13 protein-coding genes are annotated in these 14,440 nt (G+C 64.7%); 7 read left to right on the plus strand and 6 right to left on the minus strand.

The window, feature by feature from the left end:
• Positions 1 to 90: 90 nt before the first annotated feature.
• From IQ25_RS11620 to IQ25_RS11630, 3 genes are all read left to right on the plus strand, one after another.
• Complete coding sequence (locus IQ25_RS11620; RefSeq protein WP_144906328.1) at positions 91 to 1,503, plus strand: porin family protein; 1,413 nt, start codon at positions 91 to 93, stop codon at positions 1,501 to 1,503.
• A gap of 119 nt (positions 1,504 to 1,622) precedes the next feature.
• Positions 1,623 to 3,644, plus strand: coding sequence for a TonB-dependent receptor (locus IQ25_RS11625; RefSeq protein WP_144905963.1), 2,022 nt, complete (start codon positions 1,623 to 1,625; stop codon positions 3,642 to 3,644).
• Between the two features lie 4 nt (positions 3,645 to 3,648).
• Complete coding sequence (locus tag IQ25_RS11630) at positions 3,649 to 5,901, plus strand: TonB-dependent receptor (RefSeq protein ID WP_144905965.1); 2,253 nt, start codon at positions 3,649 to 3,651, stop codon at positions 5,899 to 5,901.
• A 125-nt stretch (positions 5,902 to 6,026) separates the two neighbouring features.
• Here IQ25_RS11630 and IQ25_RS11635 read toward each other — a convergent pair whose 3' ends face one another.
• Together IQ25_RS11635 and IQ25_RS11640 are read right to left on the minus strand one after the other, a co-directional pair.
• The gene (locus IQ25_RS11635) at positions 6,027 to 6,965 is read right to left on the minus strand and encodes a quinoprotein relay system zinc metallohydrolase 1 (RefSeq protein WP_144905967.1); all 939 of its coding nucleotides are present in this window, start codon (positions 6,963 to 6,965) and stop codon (positions 6,027 to 6,029) included.
• Positions 6,962 to 7,732 (minus strand): quinoprotein dehydrogenase-associated SoxYZ-like carrier, encoded by a 771-nt coding sequence (locus IQ25_RS11640; RefSeq protein WP_144905969.1) that lies wholly within the window; start codon positions 7,730 to 7,732, stop codon positions 6,962 to 6,964. The genes IQ25_RS11635 and IQ25_RS11640 overlap by 4 nt, the downstream gene beginning before the upstream one ends.
• Before the next feature lie 83 nt (positions 7,733 to 7,815).
• Between IQ25_RS11640 and IQ25_RS11645 the strand changes: the two genes are divergently transcribed.
• Positions 7,816 to 8,403: a rhodanese-like domain-containing protein gene (locus tag IQ25_RS11645; RefSeq protein WP_246415749.1), complete on the plus strand. Its 588-nt coding sequence runs from the start codon at positions 7,816 to 7,818 to the stop codon at positions 8,401 to 8,403.
• On the opposite strand, the gene IQ25_RS11650 is transcribed toward IQ25_RS11645, so the two are convergent.
• The 3 genes from IQ25_RS11650 to IQ25_RS11660 all read right to left on the minus strand — a co-directional run bounded on the left by IQ25_RS11650 (position 8,404) and on the right by IQ25_RS11660 (position 11,038).
• Positions 8,404 to 8,769: a c-type cytochrome gene (locus tag IQ25_RS11650; protein ID WP_144905971.1), complete on the minus strand. Its 366-nt coding sequence runs from the start codon at positions 8,767 to 8,769 to the stop codon at positions 8,404 to 8,406.
• A 71-nt stretch (positions 8,770 to 8,840) separates the two neighbouring features.
• Entirely contained in the window at positions 8,841 to 9,551 is a 711-nt protein-coding gene (locus IQ25_RS11655) for a ThuA domain-containing protein (RefSeq protein ID WP_407070593.1), read from the minus strand.
• A 68-nt stretch (positions 9,552 to 9,619) separates the two neighbouring features.
• Positions 9,620 to 11,038, minus strand: coding sequence for an aromatic ring-hydroxylating oxygenase subunit alpha (locus IQ25_RS11660; protein ID WP_144905975.1), 1,419 nt, complete (start codon positions 11,036 to 11,038; stop codon positions 9,620 to 9,622).
• Between the two features lie 152 nt (positions 11,039 to 11,190).
• Here IQ25_RS11660 and IQ25_RS11665 point away from each other — a divergent pair, with 152 nt between their 5' ends.
• The 3 genes from IQ25_RS11665 to IQ25_RS11675 are packed head-to-tail and all read left to right on the plus strand — an operon-like array spanning position 11,191 to position 13,570.
• On the plus strand, positions 11,191 to 11,973 hold the full coding sequence (locus IQ25_RS11665; RefSeq protein ID WP_181447235.1) for an SDR family NAD(P)-dependent oxidoreductase: 783 nt from the start codon (positions 11,191 to 11,193) through the stop codon (positions 11,971 to 11,973).
• A gap of 5 nt (positions 11,974 to 11,978) precedes the next feature.
• The gene (locus IQ25_RS11670) at positions 11,979 to 12,794 is read left to right on the plus strand and encodes an SDR family NAD(P)-dependent oxidoreductase (RefSeq protein WP_144905979.1); all 816 of its coding nucleotides are present in this window, start codon (positions 11,979 to 11,981) and stop codon (positions 12,792 to 12,794) included.
• Complete coding sequence (locus IQ25_RS11675; RefSeq protein ID WP_144905981.1) at positions 12,791 to 13,570, plus strand: SDR family NAD(P)-dependent oxidoreductase; 780 nt, start codon at positions 12,791 to 12,793, stop codon at positions 13,568 to 13,570. The genes IQ25_RS11670 and IQ25_RS11675 overlap by 4 nt, the downstream gene beginning before the upstream one ends.
• Positions 13,571 to 13,666: 96 nt before the next feature.
• Here IQ25_RS11675 and IQ25_RS11680 read toward each other — a convergent pair whose 3' ends face one another.
• Positions 13,667 to 14,335, minus strand: coding sequence for a GntR family transcriptional regulator (locus tag IQ25_RS11680; RefSeq protein WP_144905983.1), 669 nt, complete (start codon positions 14,333 to 14,335; stop codon positions 13,667 to 13,669).
• Between the last annotated feature and the right edge of the window lie 105 nt (positions 14,336 to 14,440).

Consider the following 14,440-nt stretch of genomic DNA (forward strand, 5'->3'; position numbering starts at 1 on the left):
CCAATATCGCAGTTTGTTTCCGCGCAGCATTGTCCCCGCTCAGTCGCAGAATAATCGACACGACCTTTCAAGGAGGGGATGGAAATGAACATGAAGAAGGCGCTTTGCGCCTCGGTTGCGCTCGCCACCATGGCGCTCGCCACCACGCCCGCCTATGCCGGCACTGCCGAACTTCTCAAGCGACTGCACGAAAAGGGCATCCTCTCCGACGAGGAATATGCCGAACTGCTCGCCGAGGAAAACAAGCCTTCGCCAGCCGCCGCCGCGCCTTCCGGCGACACCATGACCCGCGCCACGGAATCGGTCGATTCCAGCCGCATGGTACGCATGGCTTCCAGCGGCATCGGCCTTGAGGTCGGCCCGGCAACCATCACCTTCTCAGGCTCGGTCAACGGCTTCTACGTTCACGACAACCCCGCCACGCCAACCGCCCGCACGGCCGTCACCGGCGGCATCGCCAGCGTCGGCTCGAACAACTCCAGCGCCATCCGCAACGGGTTGCTCCCCGGCTTTCTCAAGGTTTCGGTCGCGGCCAAGCAGTCGGGCTGGGACGTGGGCGCCACGTTCGGCATGTATCCGGGCATCAACTCCACCGCCTATGGTGCGCTTGGCGCCAACAACGGCGGCCAGCCGACCGCGCTTGCCACTGCCGGGATCGACTTCCGCCAGACCTTCATGACCTTCGGAAAGCCCAACGTCGGCACTTTCAAGATCGGCCGCGATATCGGCCTCTTCGCCTCCGAAGCGATCCTGAATGACATCACCCTGCTGTCCTCGGGCACCCCCGGAAACAATGTCGCACCCGGCAACACTACACTGGGCCGCATCGGCGTCGGCTATATCTACACCGATTTCCAGCCGCAGATCACCTACACTTCACCCAACTTCAAGGGCCTGCAGGCCTCGGTCGGCGTGTTCCAGCCGCTGTCCTCGCTCACCGGCCCGGCCGAAAGCAATTCGGCTCCCGGCTTCCAGGGCAAGGTCACCTATGACGGCAAGTTCGGCGACGTTGCCGCGCGCCTTTGGGTCTCGGGTATCACCCAGAAGCACGATCTGGTTGGCGGCGGTGAATACACCGGCAGCGGCGTGGACTTCGGTGGCAAGGTCACCGTCGGCCCGGTCACCGCGACCGGCTACTACTACACCGCCAGCGGCCTTGGCACGACCGTGCTCGGCCTGTTCGACACGGGTGCCCCGCAGACCGGCCCCGGCATCGCCAAGCGCGATTCCAGCGGCTTCTATGCCCAGGCGCTCGCCACCTTCGGCAAGCTCTCGGTCGGCGGCAGCTATGGCGAAAGCCGCCTCGATTACGCCAGCAACGCCGACCGCCTCGCCAACCCCAACCTGCTCGACGTCAACTCGAGCTACGTCGGGCAAGTGCGCTATGGCCTGACCTCGTGGGTCACGCTGATCGGCGAATACGTGCATTCGAAGGCCGTCGCCCACTCGGGCAACAAGGCTGAAAGCGATGCCGTTGCAGTCGGCGGAATCCTGTTCTTCTGAGCCGGATTTCAAAAACTTAACATCCGGTACCCAAGTCCACCCTTGTCGGCGGCGTCGATTGCTCCCAAAGCGCCGCCGACATACCCGTTTTCACATCGTCATCCGGAAAGTCGCAGCAGATGGACGACAACCGCTTCCTGCGTGCCTGCAGCCTCCTGGCCGCAGCCGCCCTCGCATCGACTGCTCTGCCCGCATTTGCGGACGAAGGCCCCAATGGCGAGATCGTCGTTTCCGGCAAGGGCCTGGAGAAGACCCCCGGCACGCCCGCCTATTCCACGGTCGAGATCGGCCGCGATGCCATCACCACGTCTGCCTCTGGCCGCATCGAGGATGTGCTGACCTCGGTCGCAGGATTCCAGCAATTCCGCCGGTCAGACAGCCGCTCGTCCAACCCCTCGGCCCAGGGCGTTACCTTGCGCGCATTGGGCGGCAACGCCACCAGCCGCGCGCTCGTCCTGCTCGATGGCGTGCCGATGGCCGATCCGTTCTTCGGCTATGTCCCGCTCCCGGCACTTGTCCCCGATACGCTCGGCTCGATCCGCGTGACGCGAGGTGGCGGCTCCGGCCCGTTCGGCGCCGGTGCCCTTTCCGGCACCATCGAACTGGAGAGTGCAGGCCCAGACCAGCTCGGCCTGATCAATGGCCAAGTCCTCGCCAGCCAGCGCGGCGAGACGGAAGCCGCCCTGAGCATCGCGCCCCGCCTCGGCTCCGGCTTTGCGGTCGTCTCGGGCCGCTGGGATCGGGGCAAGGGCTTCTTCACGACTCCGCAAGCCCAGCGCGTCCCCGCCACCGTCCGCGCCCGCTACGAATCGTGGTCCACCCAGATCCGCGCCGTCGCCCCGCTGACCGATACGGTAGAGCTTCAGGCCCGCGCGCTTGTCTATCGCGATGACCGCCTGCTGCGCTTCAAGGGTGCTACCACCTCCAGCGAAGGGCAGGACGCCAGCCTGCGCCTCGTCGGTCGCGGCGATTGGCAGTTCGATGCGCTTGCCTATGTCCAGGTTCGCAATTTCGACAACATCGTCGTCTCCGCCACCAGTTTCAAACCCACGCTGGATCAGTACGATACGCCCGCCCAAGGCCTCGGCGGGAAGTTCGAACTGCGCCCGCCGATGGGGCAGAACGATGTCTTGCGCCTCGGCGTGGATTGGCGCCGCGCATCGGGCACGATGAAGGAAAACGCGATCAGCGCTGCCACCGGCGCGATCACCGCGCGCCGCCGGGCAGGGGGTGTCAATACCGACCTCGGCTTCTACGCCGAGAACGACCTGACGCTGGGCAAGCTCGTCCTCACCGGCGGCCTGCGGGCCGACCGCACCGTGATTGCCGATGGCTACTTCGAGGTACGCAACAACGCGGGCGCCGTCACCAGCCGTAGCGACTATGCGACGCAGAGCGACTGGACCGTCACCTGGCGCGGCGGCGCGGTCTTCCGCGCCAACGACATGATCGCCCTGCGCGCCGCAGCCTACACCGGCCTGCGCCAGCCGACCTTGAACGAACTCTACCGCCCGTTCACCGTCTTCCCGGTGACGACACAGGCCAACGCAGCTCTGCGCAACGAAAAGCAGAAAGGCTTCGAGGCCGGGATCGACCTCACCCCTGCCGAGGGCATCCGCCTCTCGGTTACCGGGTTCGACAACCGGATCGAGAACGCCGTGGCCAACGTGACCATCGGCACCAACTTGCGCCAGCGCCAGAATGTCGACCAGATCCGCGCCCGCGGCATCGAGGCTGCAGCCCATGCCGAAATCGGCATCGTCCGCTTCGACGGCTCGCTGGCATGGACCGATGCGGAAGTGCGCAACGGTGCTGCGTCCACGCTCACCGGCAAGCGCCCCGCCCAGACCCCGCGCATCGCCGCATCGGCCACGCTCGGCCTTGCACCTGCCGCAGGGTGGGACTTCGCTGCCACGCTCCGCCACGTCGGCCAGCAGTATGAAGACGATCTCCAGATCGACAGCCTCAAGGCTGCGACAACGCTCGATCTCTTCGCGCAAGTGCCCTTGCCCAAGGGCATCAGCCTGATCCTGCGGGCGGAGAACGTGTTCGATACCGATATCGTCACGCGCAATGCGGGCGGCTCGATGGACCTTGGCAACCCGCGCACGGTATGGGCGGGCCTTCGCGTGAAGATCTGAAGCGATGCGTAAGCTGATCCCCCTTCTCATTTCCGTCGCTCCCATTCCGGCCCTCGCGCAGGAAGCGCAGCAGATCGTCGTCAACGCGCCGGGCGGCACGATTGACCTTGATGAAGCGCGGGGACTCGATCTTGCCGCCATCGACGCCTCGGGCCGTGCCGATCTCGGCCGCGCGCTCGAACGCGCCATCCCCGGCATGACGCTGGGCGAGGCCGCGGGCAATCCGTGGCAGGCGACGCTGAACTGGCGCGGGTTTTCCGCTGGCGCACTGCAGGGCATGGAGCAGGGCCTTGCCGTCTATCTCGATGGCGTGCGCTTCAACCAGCCGTTCGGCGATGTCGTCCTGCTCGATCTCATGCCCGATACCGTGCTGGTCAGCGCGCAGGTCAATGATGCCAACCCGGTCCTTGGCCGCAATGCTCTCGCCGGATCGCTGCTCGTCCAGACCGGCGATGGACTGAGCCTTGCCGGCCTCAAGGCGCAGGGCGATCTGGATAGCGAAGGCATGGTCGGCGGCGCGGTCAGCTACGGCACCGGCACCGCCCAAAGCAATCTGCTCGTCGCTTTTGAGGCCCGCCGCGACGCGGGCTGGCGCGTCGCCAGCCCCTCGAAGCTCTATCGCGCCTTCGCCAAGGGCATCCATCAGGGCGATGGCTGGGGCGTCGAACTCTCCGCGCTCGGCGCATCGACCGACCTTACCGGCAACGGCGTCGCCCCGATCGAACTGCTCGACGCCAAATACAACGCAGTGTTCACCCGGCCCGATACCACCCGCACCCGCTTTGCCCGGCTGATTGCGGCGCCATGGCTGGCCACGGGCGATACCGGCCGCCTGGAACTGCGCGCCCACTGGCAATACCTCGATCGCCGCAATGCCAACGGTGACCTTGCCGATTTCGGCGCCTGCGATGCCAACCTGGCGCGGCTCTGCGTCGAGGATGACGACGACGGTTTCAGCGACCCGCTATTTTCGGGCGGCACTCCTATTGCGGCCGACGCAGCAGGCGATGATCCCGCCGTGTTCAATCGCGGCAAGGAGCGCACCCACGCCTATGGCGCCACCCTGCAATGGCTCGACGTGCACGAAACCGCCATCGGCCCTCGCCGCATCGCGCTTGGCGGCACATGGGAACGCGCCAGAACGCGCTTCGGCGCACAGACCGACCTTGGCGAGCTGGAAGAGGACCGCTCGGTCGAGGACCTCGGCTTGCCGCTGGTTTCGGCAGGCGGCGCGATCCTGCCCGTCGATCTGGTCACCCGTTTGGATGACGTAGCCCTCTTTGCCAGCGCGCAGATCCCGCTGACGAGAGCACTCTCGGTCGAGGCCGGTGCGCGCTATTCCCGCAACCGCGTCGTCATGGATGACCGCCTCGGCACCGCGCTCGATGGCAACCACACGTTTGACCGGTTCAACCCTTCGGTCGAGTTCGACTATGCACTGGCCGAGGGCATTCACGCCACCGCAGGTTTCGCGCTCACCAGCCGTAATCCCACGCCTGCAGAATTGAGCTGCGCCGATCCCGACGCCCCGTGCACGCTGGCCAACTTCTTTATCGCCGACCCTCACCTCAGCCAGGTGACGGCAACCAACTGGCACGGCGGGATCAATGCCATGGGCAAGGCGTTTGCCTGGCGCATCAATGTGTGGCGGTCGCAAACCAGCAACGACATCCGCATGATTGCCTCCACCGTGCGTGGCCGTGCCTATTTCGCCAATCTCGGCCACACCCGCAGGCAAGGCGTGGAAGCCTCGGCTGAATGGCGCCGCGATGGCTGGCACGCCTCGGCCAATTACGCCTTCACCGACGCGCGCTTCCGCGATGCCTTCACCATGTCGAGCCCGTCCAACCCGGCGGCGGACGACGAAGGTGCGATCATGGTCCGCCGCGGCGACCAGCTCCCCGCCGTGCCACGCCACGCCCTGAACCTGCGCCTCGCGCGCGAGGAACGCTCATGGTCGGCAGGCCTCACCCTGCGCGCTCGTTCAGGCCAGTATCTTGCGGGAGACGAAGGCAATGACAATCCCCGCACTCCTGGCTATGCCGTGTTCGATCTCGACGGCGCGGTAAATCTCGCTCCGGGCATCCGCCTCGTCGCCCAACTGCGCAACGTGCTGGACAAGCGCTACGCCACGTTCGGCACCTTCTCCGAAGTTGACGAGATCGACCTTGCCGAGGCCCCCGGCGCCGAAAACCCCCGCGCCTACGCCCCCGGCGCCCCGCGCAGGCTGACGGTGTCGCTCCGCGCGGAATTCTGACCGTCCCTTCGTCATTGCGAGGAGGCAAAGCCGACGAAGCAATCCAGAGTCGCGCAAACCGCCCTGGATTGCTTCTCCCGCTGCGCGGGCTCGCAATGACGATCACAGGGCTGGAGGCCGGTCAGTCACAACCTCGGCAACAGTTCCGCCTCAAGTGCTGGATAGAAGTGCGAGACGCTGCGCTGCAATTCATAGCGCGCGGCCTTGAGCGCCGCGAAGCGCGGTGGGATCGGCAATTCGCCCGCCTCGCTCATGTCGAAGCCTTGAGCCACAGAGTCCCGCAGGGTAGCCTCAAGCCAGTCCAGCCAATCCCGCGTCTGCGCAATCGCGCTGCCATCGCGGTCAATCGGCCCGTGCCCCGGCAGCAGCAGCCTGTGGGGCAGGGCGGCGAGGACATCGAGTGACTTGCGCCAGTCGGGCAGGCTCGCGTGCGGCGTTGACGGCGCGCGGTCGTGGAACACCAGGTCACCCGCGATCAGTGTGCCGGTCGCCTCGTCGAGCAATGCCAGATCGCCGCCCGAATGGCCCTTCAACGCCAGCAGGCGAAACTTGCGCCCGCCGAATTCGGCTTGTCCGTCAGACAGATCGCCCTGCGGCAGGACCACGGCGGTGCCTTTCATCCAGTCGGCGAGCAGGCGATACATCGCGTCCGAAAACCCCTCACCATCGCGCTCCAGTTCGGCGCGGGTGGCGGGCAGGGCGTGGACAATCGCCGGATCAAACGCGGCCGCACCCATCGCATGGTCGGGATGCAGGTGGCTGACATAGACCCGCCCCACCGCCTTGCCCGTCAGCCGCTGCGCCAATGCGCCCAGCGCCAGCCCATGTTCGCGCGAGACGCCGGGATCGAACAGCACCGCGCCTGCGTCCGTGGCGATGATCGCGCTGTTGGCAATTGCTCCGCCATTGGCAAAGCCGATCGCCTCGTCCGCCCCGCGCACCATCCACAGGCCATCGCCTACGGGATCGGCCAAGGGATTGTATTTGCCTGCGAATTGCTCAGCGAACGCGGCGATTGGGGAGAGCAGTCCCGCCAGCACCAAAGCCCGCCGGTCAAGCCTCATGCGCCGACCTTGCCGGGGAAGCGCAGGCCTGCGCTGTCGCGCGCCTCGAAGCTGATCGCGCCGCGCGCATTGACCACCACGGTGAAGGCCGGGTCTTCGGCCACTGAGCCGAAAATTTCCATTTCGCCCAGCGACTTGCCGCTGTCATCGCGGATCGACAGGTGCTCGATGTTGTAGGCCGGGATGTTCTCGACCAGCCCGGTGTCCATCGGGTGGCGGAAGGTCATGCGCAGCCGCGTTTCGCCAGCCTTTTCAAGCCATTGCGCGCCCCGCACTTCGCCCAGATGGTCCGCCCAGTCCCCCTTCACGCGGGAAACCGGCGGGGCCGAGCAGCCGCCGCCCGCCGCATCGATCCACGCGCCGCCCACATGCCACGTCCCGTCGGCCGTCTGCACCGCTGCCCGCACCGGCGTGCGCTGGTCAAGCTTGATCCGCGTGGCGACAAAGGGTTCAGCCTCGGCGAGGCGATAATCGAGGGCGACCGGGATCGGATTGAGATCGGCGAAGAGCACGATGCGCCGCACGTCCGGCACGCTGCGTGCATCGACCGTGACCGGGAAAACACGTTGATTTTCAGCGATTTCTGGAATGCGCACAGCCACGCGGGGATCGAACACGATCTTGTCGGAACCGAACAGGCGCGCGGCGTGATGCTCCCACATCGGCGATTTCAGCGGGTCAACCGGCGCTGCCTGCGCATTGGCGGCAACGACAAATGACGCGACAGATGACAGGGCGGCAATCGTCAGTCTTCGCATTTCACGCATTCTCCCAAAGTTCACTATGCCGCCATCGCGCGCGCGGGCATATTGGACCTTGGACCAATGACAACGAGGGGCGGGAAGGGCACATGGCAGTCACGATCCGAACCCTTGCGCTGGCTCTTGTCGGCATTCTCCAACTCCCCGGCAACTCTGCGGGGCAAACCGCCAACTCCCCCCCAACTCTCAGCGATGTCTTCGACGCAAACGGCTATCGCATCGCCCGTTACCGCGCTCCGGTCGATCGCCTGCCGACACCTGCGACCCGCATCGCGCTGGAGAAGGCGCTGAAGCTCAAACCAGGAGTCGATGCCCTGTTCATCGATGTCCTTCCCGCCGAAGGTGGCGTCCGCGATCCCGCCACCGGAATCTGGACTCTGGCGAGCGCGCACGAGACTATCCCCGGCGCGCTCTGGCATCCGGAAACCGGGCGCGGCCAGCCGGAGGTGGCGTTGTGGCACGGTCTGCACGATGCGGTGGCGGCGGTGCGCGAGAAGTCGCCGGGGATGCCGGTCGTGCTGTTCTGCCGCACAGATTGCTGGATGGGCTGGAACGCCGCCCGCCGCCTTGCCCGCGATGGTTTCGGCAACGTCCTCTGGCTCGCCGAGGGGATCGAGGGCTGGCACGATGCTGGCCGGGCGCTGGTGCCTGCCCGGCCAGTTGTTATTGCCCCCTGATTACTTCAGCGTCTTGAGGTAGGCGATCAATTCGGCGCGCTTGGCCTTGTCCTTGATTCCGGGGAAGCTCATGCGGTTGCCGGGGACGAGTTTTGCGGGGCTTTCCAGCCACTTGTCGAGCGTGGCGTCATCAAGCTTGAGGCCCGATTTCTTCACCGCGTCGGAGAACTTGTAGGTGCCCTTCACGCCCATCTTGTGGCCGTAGACGCCATAGAGGTTGGGTCCGATCTTGTCGGGCGCGCCTTTGGTGTTGCTGTGGCAGACGGCGCAGCGTGCCCAGGTCGATGGCGGCGCGGCGGGACCAGCTTGCGCAGCGGTTGCGGTCAAAAGGGCGCCGGCGATGAGCGCGAGGCGGAGGTTGGTCATGTCGTCTCTCCCGGATTCGTTACCCCGAGAGGTTTGACACGACCCCCTTGCCGCAAAAATTGGACTTAGGATCAAGCTTTCGCTGGACGCTCCTTCAGCCAGACAATCCCGCGCCGCAGCAGATCGTAGAACACCGGCAGGTCCCAGGCGCAGCGGTCCACCGTGGGCCACCAGTCGAGCATGGGTTGCAGATCGTAATGCCCGCGGCAATGGCCCAGCGTGTTATAGAGCACGCCGCCTTTTCCGTGATCCTTCAGGTACATGACGGCATGCTTGCCGATGGCGTCAGCCGCCTCGACAAAGCCGGTCCCTTCAACTGTGCAGTCGGTTTCGAGCAGGACGTGCATGTTTCCGTGGTACTCCATGTGATAGAGTTCGTCGGTCGTCTCGAATGGCTCGATGCCCTGAACCAGCGGGTGATCGGGATCGGCAACCGTCACCGTGTATGGTGCGATCGGGGGGTGGCTGAGGAACTGGCTGCCGAGCAGGTCCATCATCAGCGGGGCCCAGCGCGGCGCGTCCCACAGGTCCTTGTTGGGTCCTTCCGTCAGGAAGCGCAGGACCGAATTGGTGCCGTGGAGCGCATACCAGCGCCCGCCCGCCTGCAGCCAGTCCCGCAAGGCTTCCTGCGCCTTCAATGAGGGCGTGACGTCGCAGGTGTAGGTGATCAGGATGTCTGCCGCGCGGATCGCCTCGATATTCTCGTAATCCTCGAACACGCGGGTGCGGATCGCCGGGTCTTCGGCCAGCAGCTTGAGCAGTTCAAGCCGGGCGAAGTCCATGTCATGCCACACCCCGCCGCAGACGAGGACGCAATCGATCCGGGGCGGGCGGACCTCAGCCTGCTCGCTCACGCCTTGGCTCCAAGTTCGCCGTTCAGGTACTTGTCGAGCGTCTGGTGGAACTGGCGGATGCGGATTTCCTGATAGTCGCCAAGGTTGACCTCGCCGGTCTTCGAGGCGTGGAGGCCGGTCTGCACGTAGGGCAGGTTGTCCATGTCCTGTTCGAACACGTGGCCCAGCACGCCGAGTTCGGGCGCATCGGTCCACTTCTGATCGGGCGACAGCAGCTTCATCGGCACGCCGTGCGGCATCGGATCACCCTTCTTCACGCGGGCGAGGATGCGCACTTCCATCAGGCAGGTGTCGGGCGTCTTTCCGGGGCGCCAGCGATAGACGATGTTCGGCATGAACCCGCCCCATGGCGCGAAGTTGGGGAAGACGTTGTAGACGAGGCCATCGAGCAGTTCGGCATCGGTGGCATGGTCGTGATCATAGCCGGTCTGCGCCGTGTAGCCTGCGCGCATCGCGGCGCCCAACGCCGCGCGGGCTGTCATGCCTTCGGGCACGCTGACGGCGAAGGGATCGCCCGAGGCATCGTAGTTGTCAGCCGAGCGGCCATTGTACTTGCAGAACTCGTCGACGATCCACTGCTGGGTCTTGCCGTTCGGATCGACGTGCGGGGACATGATGCCGAAGGGCACATGGTTGACGTTCACGTTGTCGCCATAGGTCCAGTAGGCGGCGTTGGCGTCTCCGGTGAACGGCAGCAATTGCGGGTGGGTGACGACGGTGTGCCAGGCTTCCATGAAGGCTTCGGCCGTGACCTTCCAGTTGGCCGGGACTTCCTTGGCTACCCAGATCACCGTGGTGCATTCCTCATGCCGCCAGCGCTTGAAGAATTCGGGGATGGGGGCGAGATATTCCTCGAGGGTGGGGCCGCCCGGTTCCTCGCGCAGGAAGATATATCCGCCCCAGCGGCCGACTTCGGCTTCGGGCAACTGCATCTTCTCGGCGGACAGGTGCTTGAAGTCCCACGAACAGGGCATCCCGGCAAAGCTGCCGTCCTTGTTCCAGGCAAAGCCGTGGAAGGGGCAGGTGAACTTGTCCGCCGTGCCGTCCTCTGTCCGCAGCTTGCGTCCGCGGTGGAGGCAGACGTTGTGCATCGCCTTGACGCTGCCGTCTTCCTGGCGGGAGATCAGCCACGACCGGCCCGCATTCTCGAACACGGTGTAATCGCCGGGTTCGGGAATGTCCTCCTCGCGCGCGGCAAACTGCCAGACGTGGGGCCACATCTTCTCGCGTTCGAGCTTGGCAAATTCTTCCGAGGTATAGCGCTCTGCAGCAATCGGGTCGGACCCGCGATACTGGTAGCTTTCTTCGGTCAGGATGGCGGGAGCAGGGCGCGAATCCTGCGCCAGCAGTTCCTGCCAGCTGATTGCCTCGCAACGATTCTTGCCGCCGCCCATGTTCGGATCGCTGTCAGCCATTATGATTCCTCACCCAGATTTCCGGTATTCCTGCCGGTTTTGCCGGTCCCGCGCACGCGCGTCACCTTGCTGAAAGCATAGGTTGCAGAAGGTACGCGCGGGCGTAACCACTGACGCTATAAATGCATGCGGAATCTCGCGGGAGAGAGCAATTGTCCAAGAGGCTTGAAGGGAAAGTCGCCCTAATCACTGGCGGCACCACCGGCATCGGCGCGGCCACCGTGGCCCGGTTGACGCAGGAAGGTGCCAAGGTCTGGTTCACCGGATCGAAGGAAGAGGCGGCCACTGCGCTCTGCGCGGAAACGGGCGCAGTGTTTCGCAAGCTGCGCGTGCAGGACGCTGCGGGCTGGCCGGGCCTGATCGACGAGATCATTGTTGCCGAAGGTCGCCTTGACATCGTGTTTGCCAATGCCGGGACCGAAAGCGGCGATGCCAGCATCGAGGACGTTTCCATCGAAGGGTGGGACAATGTCGTGGCGGTCAACCAGACCGGCGTGATGCTGACCGTGCAGGCCGCGATAAGGGGTATGAAGCGCAATCCCGATGGGCCCAAAGGCTCGATCATCATCAACTCGTCGATGAACGCCACGCGCCCCCTGGGCAATTACGTGACCTATTCGGTGACGAAGGCGGCTGTTTGTGCACTTGCCAAGTCCGCCGCCGTCCATTGCGGGCAGCAGGGCTATGCCATTCGCGTCAACGCGATCCTGCCCGGCGTGGTGGAAACGCCGCTGATCCAGCAGATCATGAACGCGCAACCCGATCCCGCCGCGGCGCGCGCGATCTACGAAGGCATGGCCCCGCTGAAGCGCATGGCGCAGCTGAACGAGGTGGCGGGCCTCGTTGCCTACCTTTCGAGCGATGAGGCCGGATTCATCTCCGGCGCGGAATACGCAATCGATGGCGCGACGACCGCCGGCATGATGGGGGTCTGAGTACCATGGAACTTCTCGCACAGCGCCTGAAAGGGCGCGTCGCCTTCATCTCGGGCGGCCTTCGCGGCATCGGCCTTGCCTGTGCGACCCGTTTCCTCGCCGAAGGTGCCGAGGTGGTGCTGTCCGACCTTGATGCAGAGGACAGCGATACCGCGCGTGAGGTGATGGGCAAGCTGGGGCAGGCTGCCAGCTACATCAGCGCCAACGTGGCGAAGGAAGAGGACTGGGAGCGCGCGGTCGCCCTGGTCAAGGAACGCCACGGCAAGTGCCACGTGCTCGTCAACAATGCCGGGATCGATCTGACCGGTCCGGTCGAGAGCCTGAGCATGGAAGGCTGGCGGCGGATCATGTCGATCAACGTCGATGGCGTGTTCCTTGGCACCAAGCATTTCGTGCCGCTGATGGCAGAAAGCGGCAAGGATTTCCGCGGCGGCGCCTCGATCATCAACGTCAGCTCGATCATGGGCCTCGTCGGCATGAACGAGGTTTCGGCCTACAATGCCAGCAAGGGCGCGGTGCGGCTGTTCACCAAGGGCATCGCCATCGAGTTCTGCCAGAAGAAGACCCCGATCCGCGCCAATTCGCTGCATCCCGGTTTTGTCGAAACCCCGCTGCTGAAGGCCGGGTTCCAGCGCTGGGTCGATCAGGGCTTTGCCGAAAAGCCTGACGATCTGGTGGCGGGTGTGGTGGGCGCAACACCAATTGGCCGTCTCGCACAGCCAGAAGAACTGGCCTCGGCCGCATTCTTCCTCGCCAGCGAGGATTCAAGCTACATGACCGGCGCGGAGCTGGTGATTGACGGGGGATGGACCGCACAATGACGATTGCTCTGGATAATGTGGTAGCCGTGGTCACCGGCGCGGCGGGCGGCATCGGGCGTGAGCTGGTCAAGGCAATGAAGGCGGCCAACGCCATCGTCATCGCCACCGACCTTGCCGCCGAAGCGCAGATCGAAGGCGCGCAGCATTACCTCAAGCATGACGTGACGAGCGAGGCTGACTGGCGCGCCGTGGCGTCGCTCGTGCAGGACAAGTATGGCAGGCTCGATGCGCTGGTGAACAATGCCGGCTATTCGATTGTCACCAAGTTCGAAGAAACGCCGCTTTCGGATTTCCACCGGGTCAACGCGATCAACGTGGATTCGATCATCATCGGCACGCAAGTGCTGCTACCGCTGCTGAAGGAAGGCGGCAAGGCGCGGGCAGGGGGCGCTTCGGTGGTCAACTTCTCCAGCGTCGGCGGATTGCGCGGCGCGGCCTTCAACGCGGCCTATTGCACCAGCAAGGCCGCGGTGAAGATGCTGTCCAAGTGCCTTGGTGCGGAATTCGCGGCGCTGGGCCACAACATCCGCGTCAACTCGGTCCATCCCGGCGGGATCGACACGCCGATGCTCGCCTCGATCATGGACAAGTATGTCGAGCTGGGCGCCGTGCCTTCGCGCGAGGTTGCGGTCCAAGGCATGATCGCTAGCCACCCCATCGGACGCATGGGCCGGCCTGACGAGATGGGCGGCGGCGTGGTCTATCTTTGCTCGGACGCAGCGAGCTTCGTGACCTGCACCGAGTTCGTGATGGACGGTGGGTTCAGTCAGGTCTGACGGACTTTGGTGCGGCGTCGCGACAATGAGATTTGAGGACATGCGGGCAGGTCCGGGCCGAACCTGCCCATCCAATTCAACTGACCCGCGAATGCATCAACTGTAGAACTCGTCCTCAATGCGGGCGAGGGTGTCGAAACCATCGCCGATGTGCTGGCGCATGGCGCGCTCGGCGCCTTCGGCATCGCCTGCCAGAATCAAGGTCAACATGGCCTGATGATCGGCGTTGGCGGTCTTCAGGCGCTCCTCGTCGTAGAAGCTTTCGAACAGGAGGCGGTGGATCGGCACGTTGAGGCGCTGGAGGTGGTCGGCGATCACCTTGTTGCCAGAACCCTCGACGATCAGGCGATGCCATTCGTTATTGAGCCGCCCGAAGCGGTCGGGTGCACGTTCGTGCACGCATGTATCGAGTTGGGCTTGCAGTGCCTTCAACCGTTCGAGGGTGGCGGCATCGGCGTTCACGGTGAAATCGTGCGCCGCCATGCCTTCGAGCGCCATGCGCGCACGATAGATCTGGCGCACTTCGTCGAGCGTCGAGCTTCGCACGGAAGCGCCGCGGAATTCCTCGATTTCGACAAGGCCTTCGCCTTCGAGGCGTTTTAGCGCTTCGCGTACCTTTGACCGGCTCGCCCCGGTCTGACGGATGATGTCGACCTCCACCAGCCGCTGGCCGGGGACGAAGCGCCCGGTGCGGATGCGTTGGCGCACCCAGTCGGCGATTTCCTGGCCAGTGGGGGCGCGATCGATTGGTGCATCTTGGGCCATGCGCAACCCTATCTCCTGTTATGGACGAAATTGTCAACAATATCGTTGTCCATTTTTCGGTTGTAAGCGCTTGCGGGATAGGTGATCACAAGCTGGCAAGAGCGG

The organism is Novosphingobium taihuense, from assembly GCF_007830315.1.
In the GTDB taxonomy this organism is placed as follows: domain Bacteria; phylum Pseudomonadota; class Alphaproteobacteria; order Sphingomonadales; family Sphingomonadaceae; genus Novosphingobium; species Novosphingobium taihuense.